The 21393-nt window shown below is 71.4% G+C and carries 20 protein-coding genes; 12 read left to right on the top strand and 8 right to left on the bottom strand.

Going from position 1 to position 21393, the window contains the following annotated elements:
- Positions 1-146: 146 nt before the first annotated feature.
- From ACIQM3_RS16285 to ACIQM3_RS16275, 3 genes are all read right to left on the bottom strand, one after another.
- A complete protein-coding gene (locus tag ACIQM3_RS16285; protein ID WP_401624250.1) occupies positions 147-1169 on the bottom strand; it encodes an endonuclease/exonuclease/phosphatase family protein in 1023 nt (340 codons plus the stop codon).
- Positions 1170-1336: 167 nt separating this feature from the next.
- On the bottom strand, positions 1337-2038 hold the full coding sequence (locus ACIQM3_RS16280; RefSeq protein WP_401624248.1) for a TetR/AcrR family transcriptional regulator: 702 nt from the start codon (positions 2036-2038) through the stop codon (positions 1337-1339).
- Positions 2039-2144: 106 nt separating this feature from the next.
- The gene (locus tag ACIQM3_RS16275) at positions 2145-3767 is read right to left on the bottom strand and encodes a DHA2 family efflux MFS transporter permease subunit (protein WP_401624246.1); all 1623 of its coding nucleotides are present in this window, start codon (positions 3765-3767) and stop codon (positions 2145-2147) included.
- Between the two features lie 184 nt (positions 3768-3951).
- Between ACIQM3_RS16275 and panB the strand changes: the two genes are divergently transcribed.
- The 3 genes from panB to ACIQM3_RS16260 all read left to right on the top strand — a co-directional run bounded on the left by panB (position 3952) and on the right by ACIQM3_RS16260 (position 6834).
- Positions 3952-4839 (top strand): 3-methyl-2-oxobutanoate hydroxymethyltransferase, encoded by an 888-nt coding sequence (gene panB / locus ACIQM3_RS16270; RefSeq protein WP_401624244.1) that lies wholly within the window; start codon positions 3952-3954, stop codon positions 4837-4839.
- 121 nt (positions 4840-4960) lie between these two features.
- Positions 4961-5980: an ATP-binding cassette domain-containing protein gene (locus ACIQM3_RS16265; protein WP_401624377.1), complete on the top strand. Its 1020-nt coding sequence runs from the start codon at positions 4961-4963 to the stop codon at positions 5978-5980.
- Entirely contained in the window at positions 5977-6834 is an 858-nt protein-coding gene (locus tag ACIQM3_RS16260) for an ABC transporter permease (protein ID WP_401624242.1), read from the top strand. Before ACIQM3_RS16265 ends, ACIQM3_RS16260 begins: the two co-directional genes overlap by 4 nt.
- A 7-nt stretch (positions 6835-6841) precedes the next feature.
- Here the strand turns inward: ACIQM3_RS16260 and ACIQM3_RS16255 are convergent, their stop codons facing one another.
- Positions 6842-10150: a BTAD domain-containing putative transcriptional regulator gene (locus tag ACIQM3_RS16255; RefSeq protein WP_401624240.1), complete on the bottom strand. Its 3309-nt coding sequence runs from the start codon at positions 10148-10150 to the stop codon at positions 6842-6844.
- 122 nt (positions 10151-10272) lie between these two features.
- Here ACIQM3_RS16255 and ACIQM3_RS16250 point away from each other — a divergent pair, with 122 nt between their 5' ends.
- Positions 10273-11085 carry a site-2 protease family protein gene (locus ACIQM3_RS16250; RefSeq protein WP_401624238.1) on the top strand — a complete coding sequence of 271 codons (813 nt, stop codon included), beginning with the start codon at positions 10273-10275 and terminating at the stop codon, positions 11083-11085.
- Here the strand turns inward: ACIQM3_RS16250 and ACIQM3_RS16245 are convergent.
- Complete coding sequence (locus ACIQM3_RS16245) at positions 11082-11267, bottom strand: hypothetical protein (protein WP_401624236.1); 186 nt, start codon at positions 11265-11267, stop codon at positions 11082-11084. The genes ACIQM3_RS16250 and ACIQM3_RS16245 overlap by 4 nt on opposite strands.
- A gap of 80 nt (positions 11268-11347) precedes the next feature.
- Positions 11348-12058, bottom strand: a complete 711-nt coding sequence (npdG, locus tag ACIQM3_RS16240) for an NADPH-dependent F420 reductase (protein WP_401624234.1) — start codon at positions 12056-12058, stop codon at positions 11348-11350.
- A 142-nt stretch (positions 12059-12200) separates the two neighbouring features.
- Between npdG and ACIQM3_RS16235 the strand changes: the two genes are divergently transcribed.
- Positions 12201-12803 carry a hypothetical protein gene (locus ACIQM3_RS16235; RefSeq protein ID WP_401624232.1) on the top strand — a complete coding sequence of 201 codons (603 nt, stop codon included), beginning with the start codon at positions 12201-12203 and terminating at the stop codon, positions 12801-12803.
- 62 nt (positions 12804-12865) lie between these two features.
- The gene (locus ACIQM3_RS16230; RefSeq protein WP_401624230.1) at positions 12866-14146 is read left to right on the top strand and encodes an MFS transporter; all 1281 of its coding nucleotides are present in this window, start codon (positions 12866-12868) and stop codon (positions 14144-14146) included.
- A gap of 9 nt (positions 14147-14155) precedes the next feature.
- On the opposite strand, the gene ACIQM3_RS16225 is transcribed toward ACIQM3_RS16230, so the two are convergent.
- Positions 14156-14392 carry a hypothetical protein gene (locus ACIQM3_RS16225; protein ID WP_356707425.1) on the bottom strand — a complete coding sequence of 79 codons (237 nt, stop codon included), beginning with the start codon at positions 14390-14392 and terminating at the stop codon, positions 14156-14158.
- Between the two features lie 58 nt (positions 14393-14450).
- Between ACIQM3_RS16225 and map the strand changes: the two genes are divergently transcribed.
- Complete coding sequence (gene map, locus ACIQM3_RS16220) at positions 14451-15308, top strand: type I methionyl aminopeptidase (RefSeq protein ID WP_401624228.1); 858 nt, start codon at positions 14451-14453, stop codon at positions 15306-15308.
- Between the two features lie 157 nt (positions 15309-15465).
- Positions 15466-16131: a heme oxygenase (biliverdin-producing) gene (locus ACIQM3_RS16215; RefSeq protein WP_401624226.1), complete on the top strand. Its 666-nt coding sequence runs from the start codon at positions 15466-15468 to the stop codon at positions 16129-16131.
- On the opposite strand, the gene ACIQM3_RS16210 is transcribed toward ACIQM3_RS16215, so the two are convergent.
- A complete protein-coding gene (locus ACIQM3_RS16210; RefSeq protein ID WP_401624224.1) occupies positions 16132-16803 on the bottom strand; it encodes a PhzF family phenazine biosynthesis protein in 672 nt (223 codons plus the stop codon). It lies immediately after the preceding gene.
- Positions 16804-17110: 307 nt separating this feature from the next.
- Between ACIQM3_RS16210 and efeO the strand changes: the two genes are divergently transcribed.
- The 4 genes from efeO to ACIQM3_RS16190 are packed head-to-tail and all read left to right on the top strand — an operon-like array spanning position 17111 to position 21386.
- Positions 17111-18247 (top strand): iron uptake system protein EfeO, encoded by a 1137-nt coding sequence (gene efeO, locus ACIQM3_RS16205; RefSeq protein ID WP_401624222.1) that lies wholly within the window; start codon positions 17111-17113, stop codon positions 18245-18247.
- A 14-nt stretch (positions 18248-18261) separates the two neighbouring features.
- Positions 18262-19518, top strand: coding sequence for an iron uptake transporter deferrochelatase/peroxidase subunit (gene efeB, locus ACIQM3_RS16200; protein WP_401624220.1), 1257 nt, complete (start codon positions 18262-18264; stop codon positions 19516-19518).
- A 22-nt stretch (positions 19519-19540) separates the two neighbouring features.
- Entirely contained in the window at positions 19541-20476 is a 936-nt protein-coding gene (gene efeU, locus ACIQM3_RS16195; protein ID WP_401624218.1) for an iron uptake transporter permease EfeU, read from the top strand.
- Positions 20388-21386, top strand: coding sequence for a hypothetical protein (locus tag ACIQM3_RS16190; protein WP_401624217.1), 999 nt, complete (start codon positions 20388-20390; stop codon positions 21384-21386). Before efeU ends, ACIQM3_RS16190 begins: the two co-directional genes overlap by 89 nt.
- Positions 21387-21393: the final 7 nt, after the last annotated feature.

The raw sequence follows: 21393 nt of genomic DNA, 5'->3' as shown, positions 1-21393 counted from the left end.
CGACGCGACGGGGCGAAGCCCGGTGACCACTGGGTCGCAGGGCTTACGGCGTCACGGACGGGGCCACCGGCGGACCGGCGGCCGGAGTCTGTCGGACTCGGGGCTGGACATGGGTGGGAGCGTACCGCGTCCGTCGGAGGCGGCGCTCACAACTGCACGCGGGCCGCGATCGGGAGGTGGTCGCTGTCCGTGGCGGGGAGGGTCCAGGAGGCGAGGGGTTCGACGCCCCGGACCATGATCTGGTCGATCCGCGCCATCGGGAACGCGGCGGGCCAGCTGAAGCCGAACCCGTCGCCCGCCGCGCCCTGGGTGGAGCGCATCTGGGAGGTGACGGCGTGCAGCGAGCGGTCGTTCATCGTGCCGTTCAGGTCGCCGAGCAGGACCACCCGCTCCACCGGTTCGTCGGCGATGGCCTCGCCCAGCGCGTCCGCGCTGTCGTCCCGCTGGTTGGCGGTGAAGCCCGCGTTCAGTTTGACCCGTACGGACGGGAGATGGGCGACGTACACCTTGACCGGGCCCTCGGGGGTCGTGACCGTGGCACGCATCGCGCGGGTCCAGCCCAGCTTGATGTTGACCGGGCTGGAGTCCGTGACGGGGTACTTGCTCCACAGGCCGACCGTTCCCTGGACGGAGTGGTGCGGATAGCGGTCGGCGAGCGCGTCCTCGTACGCCGCCACCTTGCCGCCCGGCAGCTCCTGCAGGGCCACGATGTCCGCGCCGGAGCCGGCGACCTGCTGGGCGGTGCCAGCGGGGTCGGGGTTGCCCGCGTTGACGTTGTGCGTGGCGACGGTGAGGTCCCCGCCTGCGCCCGACTTGTCGTCGAAGAGCAGACCGCCGAAGAGGTTGAGCCAGACCGCGACGGGCAGGACGAGGGCGATCACCGCCGTCGCCGAACGCCTGACGAGACCGAGAATGAGCAGCAGCGGAACGAACACGCCGAGCCAGGGCAGGAACGTCTCGATGAGGCTGCCCGTGTTGCCGACGGTGTTCGGGATCTCGGCGTGGAAGACCATCACGACGGTCAGGAACACCGAGCAGAGCGCCAGGATGATGCCGCGCCGCCAGATGCCCCGGTCGGAGGCCAGTCTGTGACGCAGGGCCCGGAGCCGGGAGCCCGGCCGCGAACCCGCGCCGGCTTCTTCGGTGTCCGCCCTGTACGCCTGCACCATTGCGCTCGTCCTCACTGCCTTGCCGTACACATCACCGCGCCTCCCGACCCTAGGCGATGAGCGACGCGGTTATCGCCGTCGACGACGGCCGTACTGCCATCAGGACGAGAGATCCGGACCGGCGAGTTCCGGCCATGATGACAAATGCGCGGCTTGTGACAGAACCCTCACACAGGGGCGGCCGTCGGTTCCACGGCTGTGACCTGCGCCTTCGGTGAGCGCGGCGCCAGGCCCTGGAGGAGGGCCGAGATGATGCGGTCGACAAGGTCCTCCGGCAGGGGCGCCTCGGGGCGGTGGACGGTGCGGACGAGCATGGGCCCCAGGAAGAGGTCGTTCATGAGCTCCACATCGAGGTCGCCGCGGAGCTCCCCCGCGTCCACCGCCCGCTGCACGGCGGCCAGCATGGCGGCGCGTCGCGGGCCGAGGACGGTGGTCTGGTACTCGGTCCAGAGCCTCGGGTGCTTCTTCATCTGCACGAACACGTTGTGCAGGAGGGTGGAGGTGCGCTGGGCGAGACTGCGCGTACGCATGGACTCCAGCATGATGCGCAGATCGTCCAGTCCGGCGGTGCCGGAGACGGCGGGGTCGGCGGGCTCGATGTCGCGCAGGACGTCGACGAAGAGCTCCTCCTTGCCGCTCCAGCGGCGGTAGATGGTGGCCTTGCCGACCCCGGCGGTACGGGCGATGCGCTCGATGGACAGCCCGTCCAGGGTCTCCCCCGTCTCCAGCAGCTGCAGGACGGCGTCGAGGATCGCCCGCTCCACGGCCGCACTGCGGGGGCGGCCCCGGCGCGGCTCCGCGTCCTGGCAGGGCGGGCCCACCGGTCCCTCGGCCGGGTCCTGCGCCGGGTTGTGTGCCGCCTGCCGCACGTGGGCCGCCTCTCGCTGCGCCGTCCGCCGTTCGCTCTTCGCCGTACGTCCCGATTCTCTCCGACCGGCCGGGGGCAGTGCGACTCCGCCGGCCGGAACGGCGGGATCAGGACCGGCGCGCCGGAACCTCGGTGGCCTCGGGCGTCCGGCCGGGGCCGGCCGGGTGCGGCTTCGGCTGCGCGGCCTGCCGGCCGGGCAGGAAGGCGGCCACCACCGCCGCGCCGATCAGGGCGACCGCCGCCGAGCCGAGCGCGGTGACGTGCATCGCCCCGATGAACGCGTCGTTCGCCGCGGCGATCAGCGGCTTCCCGGCCGGGCCCAGCTTCTGCGCGACGCCGAGGGTCGCCTCGATGGACTCGCCCGCGACGTCCCGCGCGGCGGCGGGCACGCCGTCGAGGTGCCCCTCGATGTCACCCCGGTAGACCGTGGAGAGCACCGAGCCGAGCACCGCGACGCCGAGCGCCCCGCCGACCTGGCGGAACGTGTTGTTGATGGCGGAGCCCGAGCCCGCCCGCTCGCGGGGCAGTGCCTGCATCACGGCGACGGTGACCGGCGGCATGATGTGGGCCATGCCGGTGCCCTGGACGAAGAAGACCAGGCAGAGGACCCAGAGCGGGGTTTCCGCGTCGAACAGGGCGAAGGCCGCGAGACCGGCCGCGACGAGGAGCATGCCGACGGTGCAGACCGCCCGCGCCCCGAACCGGTCGACGACCAGCCGGGCACGCGGCGCGAAGACCATCTGCGCGGCGGCGAGCGGCAGGATCAGCAGTCCGGACTCCAGCGCGGTGTAGCCGCGCACGCTCTGCAGGTAGAAGGCGGAGAAGAAGGTGACGCCCATCAGCGCGAAGAAGACCAGCGCGATGGCGGCGACCGCGGCGGAGAAGGCGGGCTCGCGGAAGTAGGAGATGTCGATCGACGGGTGGGTGCTGCGCTTCTCGTGCAGGACGAAGCCCGCCAGGACCAGCAGACCGCCGATCAGCGGTGCGAGGACGGTGACGTCGGTGAAGGAGGCGAGTTCGCCGCCGCGGATGATGCCGTAGACCAGCAGGACCAGGCCGACGATGGACAGGACGACCCCGAGCGGGTCGACGCGGCCGGGGGCGGGATCCTTGGAATCGGGCACGAGGACGGCCATGGCGACGAGCGCGACGATCACGACGGGCACGTTGACCAGGAAGATCGAGCCCCACCAGAAGTGCTCCAGGAGCGCCCCGCCGGTGATCGGGCCGATCGCGATGCCGAGGCCGACGCTGCCGGCCCAGATGCCGATGGCCTTGGGCTGCTCGTCACGCTCGAAGACGTTCATCAGGACGGCGAGGGTGGCGGGCATCACGAACGCCGCGCCGAAGCCCATCAGGGCGCGCCAGGTGATGAGTTCGCCGGGCGAGGAGGAGAGTGCGGCCAGGGCCGAGCCGATGCCGAAGACCAGGATCCCGGCCAGCAGGACCTTCTTGCGGCCGATGCGGTCGCCCAGCAGGCCGGCGGTGAAGAGCAGACCGGCGAAGACGAGCGTGTAGGAGTTGATCGCCCACTCGAGCTCGCTCTGGGTGGCGCCGATCCCGGTCGGCGCGGGGCTGGCGATCGTCTTGACCGCGACGTTCAGGATCGAGTTGTCCAGAACGACGATGAGCAGGCTGAACATGAGGACGCCGAGGATGAGCCAGCGGCGGCGGTGGACCGCCTCCGGGACACGGGGCGTGGCGGCAGGGGCGCTGGACGGTATGGACATGGCCCAGACTCTAAACGACTTACAATACGAGACCGTCTCGTATTGGAAAGACTTTACCCGGTTGCCGGACACCGTTCACCGGGCGCGGTGGGCCCACTTCCCGGGAACGCTTCCGGGATGCCACCATGGAAGGGATCCGGGGACGCCGTCAGGGCGCCTCGAGATGACGAAGGAGCCGTTGGCCATGTCGCTTCAGGCTGCGCAGAACCAGTCCGCCACACCTCCCGCGGGCCCCACTCCCGGTGCCGGTAAGGCCCTGTACGGGGGGAAGAGCACGCGCCGCATCACCGTCCACGACATCACCGCCGCCAGTGAGCGCGGCGAGAAGTGGCCGATGCTCACCGCCTACGACGCGATGACCGCGTCCGTCTTCGACGAGGCCGGCATCCCGGTCATGCTCGTCGGCGACTCCATGGGCAACTGTCACCTCGGCTACGAGACCACCGTGCCCGTCACCATGGACGAGATGACCATGCTCTCGGCCGCCGTCGTGCGGGGCACCAAGCGCGCCCTCATCGTGGCCGACCTGCCCTTCGGGGCGTACCAGGAGGGGCCGGTACAGGCCCTTCGCAACGCCACCAGGCTGATCAAGGACGCCGGTGTCGGCGCGGTCAAGCTGGAGGGCGGCGAGCGCTCCCACGAGCAGATCCGGCTCCTGGTCGAGGCCGGGATCCCGGTCATGGGCCACATCGGCCTGACCCCGCAGTCCGTCAACGCGATGGGCTACCGCGTCCAGGGCCGCGGCGAGGAAGCGGCGCAGCAGCTGCTGCGTGACGCGAAGGCGGTGCAGGACGCGGGCGCGTTCGCCGTCGTGCTGGAGCTCGTCCCGGCCGAGCTGGCCGCCGAGGTGACCCGCACCCTGCACATCCCGACCGTCGGCATCGGCGCCGGGCCCGACACGGACGCGCAGGTGCTGGTCTACACCGACATGGTCGGCCTGACCGGCGGCAAGGTCCCGCGCTTCACCAAGCAGTACGCGAACCTGCGTCAGGTGATGGCCGACGCCGCCAGGGAGTACGCCGAAGAGGTCGTCGGCGGCACGTTCCCGGCGGCGGAGCACACCTTCCACTGACGCTCTCACGACCACTGCCGCACCACCGACAGCCCGCCGACTTCCCCCATCGGCGGGCTGTCGCCTGCTGTCGGCCCGCTGTCAGCGACATGTCGGTGACTTGTCGGTGACGGCTGGTCTGATGGTGTCCATGACGCGAAACGACAAGAACCTCAGGGACGGCAGGAACGCCGTCGAGGTGCGGGGGCTGGTCAAGCACTACGGCGAGACCAAGGCGCTGGACGGTGTGGACCTCGACGTACGCGAGGGCACCGTCCTCGGCGTGCTCGGCCCCAACGGCGCCGGAAAGACCACCCTCGTACGCTGCCTGTCCACCCTGATCCTGCCCGACGCGGGGCACGCGGTGGTGGCGGGCTACGACGTGGTGAAGCAGCCCCGGCAGCTGCGCCGCACCATAGGCCTGACCGGGCAGTACGCCTCGGTCGACGAGAAGCTCTCCGGCTGGGAGAACCTCTACATGATCGGGCGGCTGCTCGACCTGCCGCGCAAGAAGGCCAGGTCCCGCGCCGACGAGCTGCTGGAGCGCTTCTCCCTCACCGACGCGGCGAAGAAGGCCGCCATGGACTACTCCGGCGGCATGCGGCGCCGGCTCGACCTGGCCGCCTCCATGATCGGCAGCCCGGCCGTGCTCTACCTGGACGAGCCGACCACGGGGCTCGACCCCCGTACGCGCAACGAGGTCTGGGACGAGGTGCAGCGGATGGTCGCGGAGGGAGCGACCGTGCTGCTCACCACCCAGTACATGGAAGAGGCCGAACAGCTCGCCAGTGAGCTCACCGTCATCGACCACGGAAAGATCATCGCCCGGGGCGGTGTCGACGAGCTCAAGGCCAAGGTCGGCGGCCGCACCCTGCAGATCCGGCCCTCCGACCCCGCCGAACTGGCCGCGATGGCGCAGGCGCTGCGCGAGACCGGTCTCGACGGCGTCGCCGGCGCCCAGGCGGTCCCGGACGAGGGACTGCTCTACGTACCGATCCTCAGCGACGAGCAGCTGACGGCCGTGATCGGCCTGCTCGGCACCCGGGGCTTCTCACTCGCCCATGTCGCCACCGCGCTGCCCAGCCTGGACGAGGTGTTCCTCGCCATCACGGGCGACAAGGCCACCGTCACCGACACGATTCCCCAGGAGGTCGCGGCATGAGCACGACGACACTGACGCCCACCCCCACCGACGCGGCCGCGTCCGCACCGGCCGGGAAGCTCCACGACGAGGGCCGGATCGGGCTGCGGAACAACCTGCGCCACATCGGGGCGCTGGTGCGGCGCAACCTGCTCCAGATCAAGAAGGATCCGGAGTCGATGTTCGACGCGCTCCTGATGCCGGTCATCTTCGTGCTGCTCTTCGTGTACGTCTTCGGCGGCTCCGTCGGCAGCAGCCTCGGCGGTGACCGGCAGGACTATCTGAACTACCTGATCCCCGGCCTGATGGCGATGATGGGCATGAACATCGCCATGGCGGTCGGTTCGGGAGTCAACGACGACTTCCGCAAGGGGGTCATGGACCGGTTCCGCACGATGCCGATCGCCCGCTCCTCGGTGCTCATCGCCAAGATCGTGGTCGAGCTCGGCCGGATGACGGTCGCGACGCTGATCCTGCTGGGCATGGGCTTCGCGCTCGGCATGGAGCTCCAGGGATCGGTGCTCGGGCTGATCGGGGCGATCGCTCTGGCGGCCGCGTTCGGCGCCGCCATCATGTGGATCTTCATCCTGCTCGGACTGAGCATGAAGACGGCCCAGGCCGTCCAGGGAATGGGGATGCTCGTGATGATGCCGCTCCAGTTCGGTTCCTCCATCTTCGCCCCGACGCAGACGATGCCCGGCTGGCTCCAGGCGTTCACCGACTACAACCCGCTGTCCAACCTGGCGGACTCCGCGCGCGGACTGATGATGGGCGGCCCACTCGGCAACTCGGTCTGGCTGACGCTCGGCTGGACCGTGGTCATCACCGCGGTGATGGCCCCGCTCGCGGTGTCGAAGTTCCGCAAGAAGTCCTGACCCCCACTCAGTCCGCGGACGCGTCGACGAGGGCGTTGGCCTCCTCCAGGGAGAGGCCGACGCCCTCGGCGTACGCCGTCTCGTAGGCGGCGTCCCCGAGAACACCGCGGACCACTTCCTCGGCCGCGGTGCAGTTGTCCCGCTCCATCGACGTCGGCACGTGCCCTGTCGGCAGCAGCCCCCTTCCGGCGGCCAGCAGCCGCGCCGCGGTGACGGCCCGGCGCTCTCCGCCGAGCCCGCCCAGCGCCCGCGCCACGGTGACCAGGTAGTGCACGTTCATCTGCGGCGCCACCATCTGCGACAACCGGTCGTCGGACCGCGCCAGCGCCTCCCGGCTCCGGGCCAGGGCGTCCGCGTACAGCCCCTCCTGGCTGTCCAGCCAGGCCATGCCGCCCAGCACGAACGCCTGGAAGAACTCCACCGAGGACGCCACGTCGAACTCCCCTTGCAGCGTGACGAGTTGTTCACGGGCCTCGGCGGTGCGCCCGTCCGCCCCCAGCAACATGGCCAGGAAGAACCGGGCGAACGCCGTCCCCTCGTGGCCCGCGTGCCGCCCCTCGACGAGCACGTCCCGGAAGATCACCTCGGCCTCCGGGCCGCGGCCGAGCTCCACCAGCGCGGCGGCGTACCGGGTGCGGAGCACCAGCACCTGGGACCTGGCACCGAGCTTCTCCGCGTAACCGATCGCGGCCTGGTAGTCCTCGGCCGCCCGCGCGAAGTCGCCCGTCTTCTCGTTGGCCTCGCCGCGTGAGGAGAGCGCCTCCGCCGCGCCCCAGTCGTCGCCGAGACGGCCGAAGATGTCCAGGCTCTCGTCGGCGTCCGCATGCGCCTCGCCCGCCCAGTCGGGGCGGTTGGCCAGCATGTTGGCCCGCACCTGGAGCGCGGAGGCCAGCTCCCACTCGTATCCGAACTCCCGGGACGCGCGGACCCTCTCGTTCAGCAGCACGCGCAGATCCGAGATGTCCCCGGTGAACATGACGGCGAAGAACCAGAGCGAACCCGGACTGCGGCAGGTCTGCGGCTGCCCGGGCCGGTAGGTGGCGGCGATGACGCGCAGGCGCTCCATGCCTCTCGCGTTCATCCAGGCGTCCATCGCGTCGTCCATGCCGGCGAGCTGGACCAGCGCCACCTGACGCCGCGCCTCCTCCAGCAGCTCGGGGCCCATCGGCGGGGGCGCGTCGGTGCAGCGCTCGTGGAGGGAGGGCGCGGGGCGGGCGGGCCCGGCGAACGGGTCGGGGCCCAGCTCGGCGGCGGCCTCGGCCCACTGCAGAGCGTCGCTGCGCAGATCGCGCATCTGCCAGTACCAGGCGAGCGAGAGCACCATGCAGAACGATTCCTGCTCGTCGCGGGCGGCGATGGCGCGCCGCAGGGCGGTGCGCAGATTCTCGTAGTCGCGCTGGAGCAGTTCGAGGGCGGCGAGCTGTCCCGCGCCCCGGAGTTCGGGGTCGGTCGTACGGGCCAGCTCCCGGAAGAACACGAGGTGCCGGCGTTCGACGGCGTCCCGCTCCCCCGCCTCGTCGAGCCGCTCGGCGGCGTACTCACCGACGGTCTCCAGCAGGCGGTAGCGCATCCGGCCGTCCGCGGCGGGGGCGGCGACGACGAGGGACTTGTCGACGAGCGAGCCGAGCACCCCGGCGACGTCGTCCCCCGGCCGGTCCGCGCAGACGGCCTCGGCGGCGGCGAGTGTGCAGCCGCCGGAGAAGACCGACAGCCGGCGCAGGGAGGTGCGTTCGTCCTGGTCCAGGAGGTCCCAGGACCAGTCGACGACGGCCCGCAGGGTCTGCTGGCGCGGCAGCACGGTGCGGCTGCCGCTGGTCAGCAGACGGAAGCGGTCGTCGAGGCGGTCGGCGATCTGACGCGGGGTGAGCATGCGCAGCCGGGCGGCGGCGAGTTCGATCGCGAGCGGGAGCCCGTCGAGGCGGTGGCAGATCTCGGCGCAGGCCGCCGCCGTCCGCTCGTCCGCGTCGACCCGGAAGCCGGACAGCGCGGCGGCGCCCCGCTCGGCGAGCAGGCGCAGCGCCATCGGGTCGGGCAGCGGGTCGACCGGGCGGACGAACTCGCCAGGTACGCCGAGGGGTTCGCGGCTGGTCGCGAGGACGGTGAGCCCCGGGCAGTGGGCCAGCAGATGGTCGGCGAGGGCCGCGGCTGCCCCGATGAGGTGCTCGCAGTTGTCCAGGAGCAGCAGCATGCTCCGCCCGGAGCAGTGATCGGTGAGCCGGGCGAGCGGTTCGCCCGCGCCGCGCTCGGCGGCGCGGAGCTCCTCGGAGCCGGCCCCGCGCAGCACGGTCTCGCGGCCGCCGAGCGCGGTGAGGACGGCCTCCGGCACCGCTTCGGGGTCGTCGACCGGCGCGAGCTCGGCCAGCCAGACGCCGTCCGGCCAGGCGTCGGGGTCGTCGACGGACTCGGCGGCCTCCTGGGACAGCCTGGTCTTGCCCGCGCCGCCGGGGCCCAGGAGGGTGACCAGCCGGGCCCGGGTCAGGTCCTCGCGCAGGTCGGCGATGTCCGCGTCACGCCCCACGAAGCTCGTGAGCCTGGCCCGCAGATTGCCCGGTCGCGGGGCGAGGGGGGCGGCGGGAGCGCGCGCCGGGGCGGGCGGGTCCTGGTGCAACAGCCCGTCGTAGAGGGCGCGCAGTGCGGGGCCCGGGTCCGTGCCGAGCCGGTCGGCGAAGAGGGTGCGCACCTCGTCGTACGCCGAGAGCGCCTGCGCGGTGCGTCCGGCGTCCCTCAGCGCCCTGATCCGGAGGGCCTGCAACGGCTCGTCCAGCGGGTGGTCGGCGCAGAGCCCGGCGAGTTCTGGCAGGGTCTCGTCGGCACGGCCCTGCGCGAGGACGGCCTCGACGCGGGTCCGGCGCGCGTCCAGCCGCCTGGCCTCCCAGCGGGCCGCCGCCACGGCGCGGTCCGGCAGGTCGGCGAGGGCGGGCCCGCGCCACAGGGCTAGCGCCTCGTCGAGGACGGTGGCGGCCTTCACCGGGTCGCCGTCCTGCAGCGCCCGGGCCCCCTCGGCCGTGAGCCGCTCGAAGCGGTGCAGGTCGACGGCGTCCGGATCGGCGGCGAGGCGGTAGCCGTTCGCCGCCGATTCGACCGTGTCCCGGCCCAGCGTCCGCCGGAGCCGGCCCACGAGTGCCTGAAGGGCGCCGGGGGCGTCGGCGGGCGGATCGCCGTCCCAGACCTCGTCGACGAGCACCCCGGCCGGGACCGCCCGGCCGGGGGTGAGGGCGAGCACGGTGAGCAGGGCGCGCAGCCGCGCCCCGCCGAGGGTGACGGGAGTGCCGTCGGAGCGGAGAGCGCGGGTGGTACCGAGGATGCCGTAGTGCACGCGCCCATTGTCCGTGAAGGCTCCGCCCTCCGGGGAACTGCCACCCACCCGTGAGACGTTCTCGCGGTGTCACCCGTACTCTCGGGGGCTCCAGCCGCCGTCCAGCCCCAGGAGTGCCGCCGATGACCACCGCGTTCCGCCGACCCAGCGACCGGCGGGTCAGCCCGATCTTCCTCGGGATCGTCGCCGTCATGGCCGTGTCGGGCTGGGCGGTGTGGACGGGCTTCGCGGAGCAGACCGGCTTCGCGGTCTTCCTCTTCGTCACCGCGGCCTGGATCGTCTCTCTCTGCCTCCACGAGTACGCGCACGCGCGCACCGCGCTGCACAGCGGCGACATCTCGATCGGGGCGAAGGGCTATCTGACGCTCAACCCGCTCAAGTACACCCATGCCCTGCTGAGCATCGTGCTGCCCGTGCTGTTCGTGATCATGGGCGGCATCGGCCTGCCTGGCGGGGCCGTCTACATCGAGCGGGGCCGCATCAGCGGGCGCTGGAAGCACAGCCTGATCTCGGCGGCCGGCCCCCTGACGAACGTCCTGTTCGCCATCGTCTGCACGGCGCCGTTCTGGCTGGGCGCCCTGGACGGTGTTCCGCTGTCCTTCCGGCTCGCGCTGGCGTTCCTCGCGCTCCTCCAGGTGACAGCGGCGATCCTGAACTTCCTGCCGGTCCCGGGCCTCGACGGCTACGGCGTGATCGAGCCCTGGCTGTCGTACGGGATCCGGCGTCAGGTGGAGCCGTTCGCGCCCTTCGGCCTGATCGCCGTCTTCGCGCTCCTGTGGATCCCGGAGGTCAACGGATTCTTCTTCGACGCCGTGGACGCGCTGCTGCGGGGGCTGGGCGTCAGCGAGGTCGAGACCTACTGCGGGCTCGACACCTACCGCTTCTGGCAGGAGTGGTTCGGTGACCAGGACCCGGGCTGCGCGCTGATCCGCTAGCGGGCGACGGCTTCGGATTCCGCCTTGTGCCTGCGCAGGTAGAACCACGCCATGTTCGACGAGAGGCCGGCCAGCAGCACCCATACGACGCCGATCAGGATGCTGCCCTGGACGAAGGAGACCACGGCCGCGGCGACGGCGAGGACACAGACGATGCTGGCGTAGAGAGCGAGGCGGGGCATGAGGGCTGGTGCTCCTGTCCGGGGATGGTGCGCGGTCCCGTCCAGTGTCCCTCATGCCCGGTTCTGCTCCGGTCACGGGCTCACACGTCGGTGGTGCGCAGCCCCGCGTGTGCCTTGTAGCGGCGGTTGACGGAGATCAGGTTCGCCACCAGCGACTCGACCTGGTGCGCGTTGCGCAGCCGGCCGGCGAAGATGCCGCGCATGCCGGGGATGCGGCCCGCGAGCGCCTGCACGGTGTCGGTGTCGGCGCGCGCCTCCCCCAGCACCAGCACATCGGTGTCGATCTCCTCGATCGTCTCGTCCTGGAGGAGCACCGCCGACAGGTGGTGGAAGGCGGCGGTGACCCGGGAGCCGGGCAGCAGGGCGGCGGCCTGCTCGGCGGCGCTGCCCTCCTCGGGCTTCAGGGCGTAGGCGCCCTTCTTGTCGAAACCGAGCGGGTTGACGCAGTCGACGACGAGCTTCCCGGCGAGCTCCTCCCGCAGGGACTCCAGTGTCTTGGCGTGGCCGTCCCACGGCACGGCGACGATCACGATGTCGCTGCGGCGCGCGCACTCCGCGTTGTCCGCGCCCTCGACGCCATGGCCCAGCTCCGCGGCGGCGGCCTCGGCCCGGTCGGCGGCCCGGGAGCCGATGACGACCTTCTGCCCGGCGCGGGCGAAGCGGTAGGCGAGGCCGCGGCCCTGGGGGCCGGTCCCGCCGAGTACTCCCACGGTCAGGCCTGACACATCGGGGAGGTCCCAGGGGTCCTTGGCGGGGGGCTTGGGGGCGCTGCCGGCGTCATTCGTAGTCATGGCGCCGACCCTACTGCCAGGTAGCGAGGCGGGACCCTCGGCTCGTCGCTGTGCGACGCGCATCACGGCGGGAGTTCCCGTTCGGGTGGATCGCAGGCGATCGGGGCGCCGAGGGGCCGGGAGAGCGGCATGATGCCGGGCCATGGATGCCGTACGTGTCGCGTTGCTGCGTGAGGTGCTCGCCGGGACGGAGTGGCCGGCGGCGGCCCGGGGGTTCGCCCGGACCCTGCGGGCGTCGGTCGTGCCGCAGGGCGGCGGGCTGCTGCTGGTGGGAACCGAGGTCTACGAGCCGTGGCACATGGCCGCGCACCTGGTGGACGAGTCCACATGGTCGGGTCTGCCGCAGCTGAGGCCCACGCTCGTACGCCACCGGGTGGAGCCGGACGACCCGGTGCACCTGGCCGTCGGTCTGGGCCGGATCGAGACGGCCGGGCGCGGCGAGACGCTGCTCGTGGTGGCGCCCGAGCAGCCGGACGGCGGCCTGCTGGAGCGGGTGCACGACGCGCGCCGCGCGGGGGCGACGGTGCTCGCGCTGGACGGCGGCGACCCGGAGGTGCGGGGCCTCGCCCATGAGGCGCTGACGGTCTCCGACGGCGACGACGTCGACCTGGACACGGTCCAGCACCTGGTCAGCGCGGCCGCCGGAGAGAACGGCGCCCCGTCCCCCCGGGGCCGCCGCACGTTCCGCGACCGTCTCTCCCGCCTGGCCGACCAGCTGACGGCCCCACCCCCGGCCCGCTGGTGAGGGGCCCGGCCGGGGTGAATTCGGTTGCCGGGAGGACCGGGGGCGGCAGAACATGACCCCCCGTGACCTCTCGTCTGCTGCCCGATCTCTCACCCTGGCGCTCCTCCGCCGACTTCCGGCTGCTGTGGATCCAGGGGCTGATCACCTACTTCGGCAGTTTCATGGCCCTGATCGCGCTGCCGCTCCAGATCAAGGACCTCACGGGGTCGCCGCTCGCCGTCGGGGCGATGGGCGCCGTGGAGCTCGTACCCCTGGTGGTCTTCGGGCTGTACGGAGGGGCGCTCGCCGACTCGTCCGACCGGCGCAAGGTCATCCTCGCCACGGAGGCCGGGCTCGGCCTGCTGGCCGTCGTACTGCTGGCGAACGCCCTCGCACCCGAGCCCGCGCTCTGGCCGCTGTACCTGGTGGCCGGCGGGGTCTCCGCGCTGGCGGGGCTGCAGCGGCCCGCGCTGGACTCGCTGATGGCCAGGATCGTCCCGCACGGCCAGCAGACCGCCGCCGCCGCGCTGAACTCCCTGCGCTGGCAGGTCGGTGCGATCGTGGGCCCCTCGCTGGCCGGCGTGGTGGTGGCCTACGCGGGGCACGCCACCGCGTACGGCGTCACCGTCGTCACGTTCGGCGTCTCGGTGCTGTTCTGCCTGAGGCTGTCGTCGGCGCCGCCCGCCCGTGACGCCGAGAAGCCGTCGCTGCGTGGGATCGCCGAGGGTGCGCGGTACGCCTGGAGCCGTCCGGTGCTGCTGGGGACGTACGCGATCGACCTCGCCGCGATGTTCTTCGCCTTCCCGAACGCGATCTTCCCGTTCCTGGCGGACGAGCTGGACGCGGAGTGGTCCCTGGGCCTGATGTATGCGGCCGGGTCCGTGGGGTCGTTGCTGCTGGGGCTCACCAGCGGCTGGACCTCACGGGTGCGTCGGCACGGACTCTTCGTGGTAGGCGGCGCCGCGGTGTGGGGCCTGGCGATCGCGGCGGCGGGATGGTTCGGGAACATCTGGCTGGTGCTGTGCTGCCTGGGGGTCGCGGGCGCGGGCGACATGCTGAGCGGGCTCGGGCGCTCCACGATCTGGAACCAGACCATCCCCGACGGGCTGCGGGGCAGGCTCGCCGGGATCGAGGTCCTCTCGTACAGCGTCGGCCCTCAGCTCGGCCAGGTCAGGGCCGGCGCGATGGCGGGCTGGACGGGGACGAGGACCGCGATCTGGTCGGGCGGTGTGGCGTGTGTCGCCTCGGTCGCGCTGCTGGCCGTGGCGCTGCCGAGGCTCCTCACGTACGACTCCGAGACGGACGAGGACGCCGCACGGCGGCGTGCCGTGGGCGTCCGCCCGGAAGAGACTCCGACGGCCTAGTGGGGCGGCCTAGTCGGGCGCCTCGTCCGTCGGCCGGTCCGTGCGGTCGTGCCACTTCGGGTCGGTCTCCCACTCCAGGTTCCGCTCACGCGCCGTGTCCATCGCGCGCTGGGCCTCCCCCGGGGTGGCGTACGGGCCGAAGCGGTCCTTGCCGGGGCACTCGGGGCCCTCCTCGACCTTCTTGTGTTCCAGGCAGTAGTACCATTCGCCCGGTTTGCCCACCGTGCGCTTCTTGAACAGGGCCATCGCAGGATCCTTTCCTCTTTGCCATGGTGCCCCGGGGGCGCTGGTTAGACTCGCTGACATGTCTGGCCAGTCGCTTCTCGTACCAGGGGAGATCACTCCCGTCCGTTCCGTACCCGGAAAGATCCGGCGCCCCGAGTACGTGGGGAAGCCCGCCCCCACGCCGTACACCGGGCCGGAGATCCAGGACTCCGACACCGTGGAGCGCATGCGGATCGCGGGCCGTATCGCGGCGCAGGCGATGGAGGAGGCGGCGAAGCTCATCGCGCCGGGGGTCACCACCGACGAACTCGACCGGGTCGCCCATGAGTTCATGGTGGACCACGGGGCGTACCCGTCGACCCTCGGTTACCGGGGCTTCCCGAAGTCGCTCTGCACCTCGCTCAACGAGGTCATCTGCCACGGCATCCCCGACTCCACCGTGCTGCGGGACGGCGACATCGTGAACCTCGATGTCACGGCGTACATCGGCGGCGTGCACGGCGACAACAACGCCACCTACCTCTGCGGCGACGTCGACGAGGAGTCGCGGCTGCTGGTGGAGCGCACCCGGGAGTCGCTGAACCGCGCCGTCAAGGCGGTGCGGCCCGGCCGGCAGATCAATGTGATCGGGCGTGTCATCGAGTCGTACGCGAAGCGGTTCGGCTACGGGGTGGTGCGGGACTTCACGGGGCACGGGATCAATTCCTCGTTCCACTCCGGTCTGATCATCCCGCACTACGACAGCCCGCACGCGACGACCGTGATGCAGCCCGGGATGACCTTCACCATCGAGCCGATGCTCACGCTCGGTACCCATGACTACGACATGTGGGACGACGGCTGGACCGTGGTGACGAAGGACCGGAAGCGGACCGCGCAGTTCGAGCACACACTGGTGGTGACCGAGACCGGAGCGGAGATCCTCACGCTTCCGTAGCGCGCCGCTTTTGCCGACAGGCAGTCGGGAACCTGTTGACTTAGGTTTGCCTAAACAGGAGGATCGGCGTATCGGTGCGCGGCGGCATGTGCGGCTGCTACCGGTTCATACGTTTCTGTCCGGACTTCCCGTCCCCCTCGGTCCCCGGAGGCCCGCCTTGGACTCGACCGCCACCGCCACGCCCTTCTCGACTCTCATCCGCACCGCTTCGCACGAGCAGCACACGGAGGCCGAGTCCTCGACCTTCATGAGCGACATGCTCGGCGGACGGCTCGGGGTGGACGCCTACACGCGCTACACCGAGCAGCTGTGGTTCGTCTACCGGGCACTGGAGGACGGCGTGGAAGCCCTGCGCGAGGACCCGGTCGCCGGGCCCTTCGTCCAGCCGGAGCTGATGCGCACGGCCGCCCTGGAGCGCGACCTCACCCACCTGCGGGGCGCGGGGTGGCGCGAAGGGCTGGAGCCGCTGCCCGCCACCGCCGCGTACGCCGCGCGGGTCGCCGAGTGCGCCCGCGAGTGGCCCGCCGGGTACATCGCGCACCACTACACCCGCTACCTGGGGGACCTCTCGGGCGGCCAGATCATCCGTGGCACCGCGGAGAAGACCTGGGGCTTCGACCGCAAGGGCGACGGGGTCCGGTTCTACGTGTTCGAGCAGATCTCCAACCCGGCCGCCTTCAAGCGGGAGTACCGGGAGCTGCTGGACGCGGTGAAGGCCGACGACCTGGAGAAGCAGCGCATCATCGACGAGTGCAAGCGCGCCTTCGCGCTGAACACCGCTGTCTTCCGTGAGCTCGGCGAGGTCTTCCCGCTCAGCGCGTAGTCAGGACGCGGACACGAGAAGGACGCGGCCGCCGATCTCCATCGTGCCGTCCGGCGCGGGTGCGGTGAGGATCTGGGAGCCGCGCCCTTGCGTGATGTTGAGGGCCCGGCCGAGCTCGGCGCTCAGCAGCATGGCCGCCGCACCGGTCGCCTCGTCCTCGTCGATGTTGTCGCCCCGGCGCGGGAAGGCCCGTGCCCGTACGCGCCCGGCGGCCTCGTCCTCCCAGGCCCAGACGTAGAGCCAGCCCTCGCCGGGCGGCGGCCCCGTCAGAGCCTCGACCTCGGCGACGGACGCGTAACGCTCCAGCGTCCTCGGCGGCGCCCATTCCGGGCGGGCCGTGATCCAGGTGAACTCGCCGTCCTGGCGGGCCGTCACGTCCCCCACGGGCAGCTCCAGGACCTCCAGGTCGAGCAGCCAGGCCGCGCCGACGAGCGGATGCCCCGCGAACGGCAGCCGCAGCCCGGGCGTGCGGATGTCGACGGTGCCGCGCTCCGGGTCGTCCACGAAGACCGTCTCGCTGAAGCCGAGTTTCGCCGCGAGCACCTGCCGGGACTCGTTGTCGGGATACCTGCGCCCGTCGCGTACGACGCCCAGCGCGTTGCCGTGGCGGCCGTCCGGGCCGCAGAACACGCGCAGTACGTCGATGCCGTCGGGTACCTCGAAGTCGTCCACCTCCGCATTCAAGCACCGTGCGCGGCCCACCGGCCCCGGGCGACGAAGCCACCCGGGGCCCGGGGGTGCTCCGGCCCACGGGCGGGAGCGACGCTCGCCGCACCGAAAAGGCTTGCTTGACCCGCCCTTGACCTTCCTGTGGGCTTCCCATGAGAGCGCCGTGATCGGGGCGTTTCCGGTCCGGACGAGTGAGACCTGAATCACGCGGCCGAGGGGGACGGGCGAGGTAAGGCCCGGTTAAGTTAGGCCCGCCTCACCTACTTTCGTCCGCACCACTTCCCGCTCTTTCACCCTTGTGGAGCCCCGCATGCGAGCCGTTCGTTCCTCTGTCGTCACCGCTGTCGCCACGGTGGCCGCACTGACCGCCGTCACGGGCTGCGCCGAGAAGAGCGACGGCAAGGGCGACGCCGCCGTCCAGGTGGTCGCCAAGGACGACTCCTGCGAGGTCTCGTCGAAGAAGATCCCGGCCGGCCACGTCGAACTCGCCGTCGAGAACAAGGGGTCCAAGGTCACCGAGGTCTACGTCCTCTTCCCGGACGACCGGATCGTCACCGAGCGCGAGAACATCGGCCCGGGCACCAAGGCGAAGATCACGGCGGAGATCAAGGCCGGGACGTACGAGATCGCCTGCAAGCCCGGCATGAAGGGCGAGGGCATCCGTCAGACGGTCGAGGTCACCGGAGGGAAGGCCGCAGCGCGCAGCCCCGAGATGGACCGGGCCGTGGCCGGCTACCGCACCTATGTGCAGGCGCAGGCCGACGAGACGCTGCCCAAGGTGAAGGTCTTCACCGACGCCGTCGCCGCGGGCGACGTCGAGGCGGCGAAGAAGGCGTACGCCGGCTCCAGGATCGGCTGGGAGCGTACCGAGCCGGTCGCCGAGTCCTTCGGTGACATCGATCCGAAGGTCGACGTCCGCGAGGACGGCCTGGAGGACGGCCAGAAGTGGACCGGCTGGCACCGCCTGGAGAAGGCGCTGTGGCAGGACGGGAAGCTCGGCGCCGAGGAGAAGGCTCTCGCGCCCACCCTCCACAAGGACCTGCTGGACTGGCAGAAGCGGGTCGGCCGGGCCGACATCACCCCGACCTCGATGGCCAACGGCGCCAAGGAGCTCCTCGACGAGGTCGCCACCGGGAAGGTCACCGGCGAGGAGGAGCGCTACAGCCACACCGACCTCGTCGACTTCAAGGCGAACGTCGAGGGCGCGGAGCAGTCCTACGAGCTCCTCAAGCCGATCGCGTCCAAGAACGACGCGGCGCTGACCGCCTCCCTGGACAAGCAGTTCGCGGCGCTGAACACCCTGCTGGACAAGTACCGCACGGACAAGGCCTCCTACGACTTCACCTCGTACGACAAGGTCGGCAAGGCGGACCGCAAGGAGCTCTCCGACGCCGTCAACGCGCTCGCGGAGCCGCTGTCCAAGCTGGCCGCCGCGGTCACGAAGTGAGCGGGGGCCTGATCATGACCGAGGACGAGGACTCCGACGGCGCCCCCGCCCCGTCGCGACGCGCGCTGCTCGGCTGGGGCGGTGCCGGACTGGCGCTCGGCGCCGTGGCGGCGGGAGGTGCCGTCGCGTCGGTGCGTTCCGGCGAGGGCACCGATCCGGCCTCGGACAGCGGCGCGGCGGTGCCCTTCCACGGGGCTCACCAGGCGGGGATCGCCACCGCCGTCCAGGACCGGCTGCATTTCGCCTCGTTCGACGTGACGACGGAGGACCGGGCCGAACTGATCGCCCTCCTCAAGGAATGGACCCGGGCCGCGGAGCGGATGACAGCCGGGCGTGCCGTGGGAGAGGGGGCGTACGGGGGGCCGGCGGAGGCCCCGCCGGACGACACGGGCGAGGCGCTGGGCCTCAGGCCGTCCCGGCTGACGCTCACGCTCGGTTTCGGCCCGTCCCTGTTCGACAGGGGCCGCTTCGGCATCGAGGGCCGGCGGCCCGAAGCCCTGGTGGATCTGCCGAAGTTCCCCGGCGACAACCTGGACGCCGCCCGCAGCGGCGGGGACCTGTGCGTCCAGGCGTGCGCGGACGACCCGCAGGTCGCCGTGCACGCCATCCGGAATCTCGCCAGGATCGGGATGGGACGCACCGCCATACGCTGGTCGCAGCTGGGGTTCGGCAAGACGTCCTCGACGACGCCCGGCGCACAGACTCCGCGCAACATGATGGGGTTCAAGGACGGCACCCGGAACATCTCCGGCACGGACGACGCCGCGCTGAAGAAGCATGTGTGGGCGGACGGGACGGGCGACGCCGGGTGGATGGCCGGGGGCTCTTATCTGGTGGCCCGGCGCATCCGCATGCACATCGAGACGTGGGACCGGGCTCCGCTGCAGGAGCAGGAGGACATCTTCGGCCGCGACAAGGGTGAGGGCGCCCCCGTCGGCAAGGCCAAGGAGCGCGACGAGCCGTTCCTGAAGGCGATGCTGCCGACCGCGCACGTGCGTCTGGCGCACCCGGACACCAACGACGGGGCGACGATCCTGCGCCGCAGCTACTCCTTCACCGACGGCACGGACGGTCTGGGCAGGCTCGACGCGGGACTGTTCTTCCTGGCCTACCAGCGGGACGTCCGCACGGGCTTCATCCCGGTGCAGCGCAGCCTCGCCGCCGGGGACGCGCTCAACGAGTACATCCAGCACGTGGGTTCGGCGGTCTTCGCCGTTCCGCCCGGCGTCCGTGACACGGACGACTGGTGGGGCCGGGCACTGTTCTCATGACCTACACCGTGGAGGGACCGGCATGTTCGGCAACTATCTGATCGGCCTGCGCGAGGGACTCGAGGCCGGTCTGGTGGTCTGCATCCTCATCGCCTATCTGGTCAAGTCCGGCCGCCGTGACGCGCTGCGCCCGGTGTGGATGGGCATCGCCATCGCCTGCACGATCTCGCTCGCCTTCGGCGCCGCGCTGGAATTCGGCTCCCAGGAGCTGACCTTCGAGGCGCAGGAGATGCTCGGGGGGTCGCTGTCGATCATCGCCGTCGGACTCGTGACGTGGATGGTTTTCTGGATGCGGCGTACCGCCCGGCATCTGAAGAAGGAGCTGCACGGCAAGCTCGACACGGCACTCTCGATGGGCACTGGCGCCCTGGTGGCCACCGCGTTCCTGGCGGTGGGCCGTGAGGGCCTGGAGACCGCCCTGTTCGTGTGGGCATCGGTGCGGGCGAGCGGTGAGGGTTCCTCGTCGCCGCTGATCGGGGTGCTGCTCGGCATCGCGACCGCGATCGTGCTGAGCTGGCTGTTCTACCGGGGCGCCCTGAGGATCAACCTGTCCACGTTCTTCACGTGGACCGGCGGCATGCTCGTGGTGGTGGCGGCCGGTGTGCTCGCCTACGGCGTGCACGACCTGCAGGAGGCCCGTTTCCTCGGCGGCCTCGAGAACAAGGCGTTCGACATCACGACCACGATTCCGCCGGACAGCTGGTACGGCACCCTGCTCAAGGGGGTCTTCAACTTCCAGGCCGATCCGACCGTTCTTCAGGTCACGGTGTGGGCGCTGTACCTCATCCCGACGCTCGTGCTGTTCCTCGTCCCGGTAGGGTTCAGGCCGTCAGTGCGGATGACGGAGCAGAAGGCGCAGAAGGCGACGGATGACAAGGCTGGGGCGGCTGGCGGCGGGGCTCGCGACGACGACGGTACTGGTCGTGACGGCGAGCGGCTGCGTGACGGTGCACGGTGAACTGGAAGTCGTGCCGGGAGCGACGAAGTCCGAGGCCGCGAAGGCCCTGGAGGACTTCCTCGTCGCGTACAACGAGGCGGACAAGGCCTACGATCCGGCGCTCGACGAGGACCGGGTGACCGGTTCGCTCGGCGCGATCAACCAGGCCGGTCTTGCCGCACGGCGGAAGAACAGTCCGGAGGGCAACGCGGACCACAAGCCTCTGGAGCTGACCGACGCCTCCTACGTCATCCCCAAGAAGGCGGGCTGGCCGCGCTGGTTCGTCGCGGACACGGACTCCAACCGTGACCAGGACGGCGGGAAGCAGGACACCCGCTGGCTCCTGACGTTCGTCCGCACCGCGCCGGACGCGCTGTGGAAGGTCTCCTATCTGGCGGTCGCCTCCGCGTCCGAGATCCCGAAGTTCCGCAAGGACGCCGACGGCTGGGCGGAGCCGGTGCCCTCCGCGGACAGGGACGCGACGCTGGCGACCCCGCCGGCGGAGCTGAGCACCACGTACACGGGCTACCTCAAGGACGGCGCGCCGGACGTGTTCGCTCCGGGCTCGATGACGTCGGGCTGGCGGGAAGCGCGGAAGAACACCCGCAGGGCGGGCTTCTCCTACCAGTACGTCGACCAGGCGCTGGATTCCGGGACGTACGCGCCGCTGGGCCTGACGACGGAGGACGGCGGGGCGCTGGTCTTCTTCAGCAGCAAGCACTTCGAGCGGCAGACGGCGGCCGAGGGACTGCGGCCGACCGTCACCGCGGACGTGGAGGCGCTGCTGACCGGCGAGGTGAAGAGCACCCTCACCAAGGAACGGGTCTCCAGCCAGCTGGTCTACGTGCCCAAGAAGGCCGCGGGAAGCGCGGACGCCAAGGTGCGCGTGCTGAACCGGCTGCCCGGTCTGATCGCGGCGCAGGGCTCCTGATCCCCAC

Origin of the sequence: Streptomyces sp. NPDC091271, from assembly GCF_044757505.1 — a bacterium.
Lineage (GTDB): Bacteria > Actinomycetota > Actinomycetes > Streptomycetales > Streptomycetaceae > Streptomyces.
Note: the sequence above shows the minus strand (reverse complement) of the source record. Positions and strands in the feature narration are given on the sequence as shown.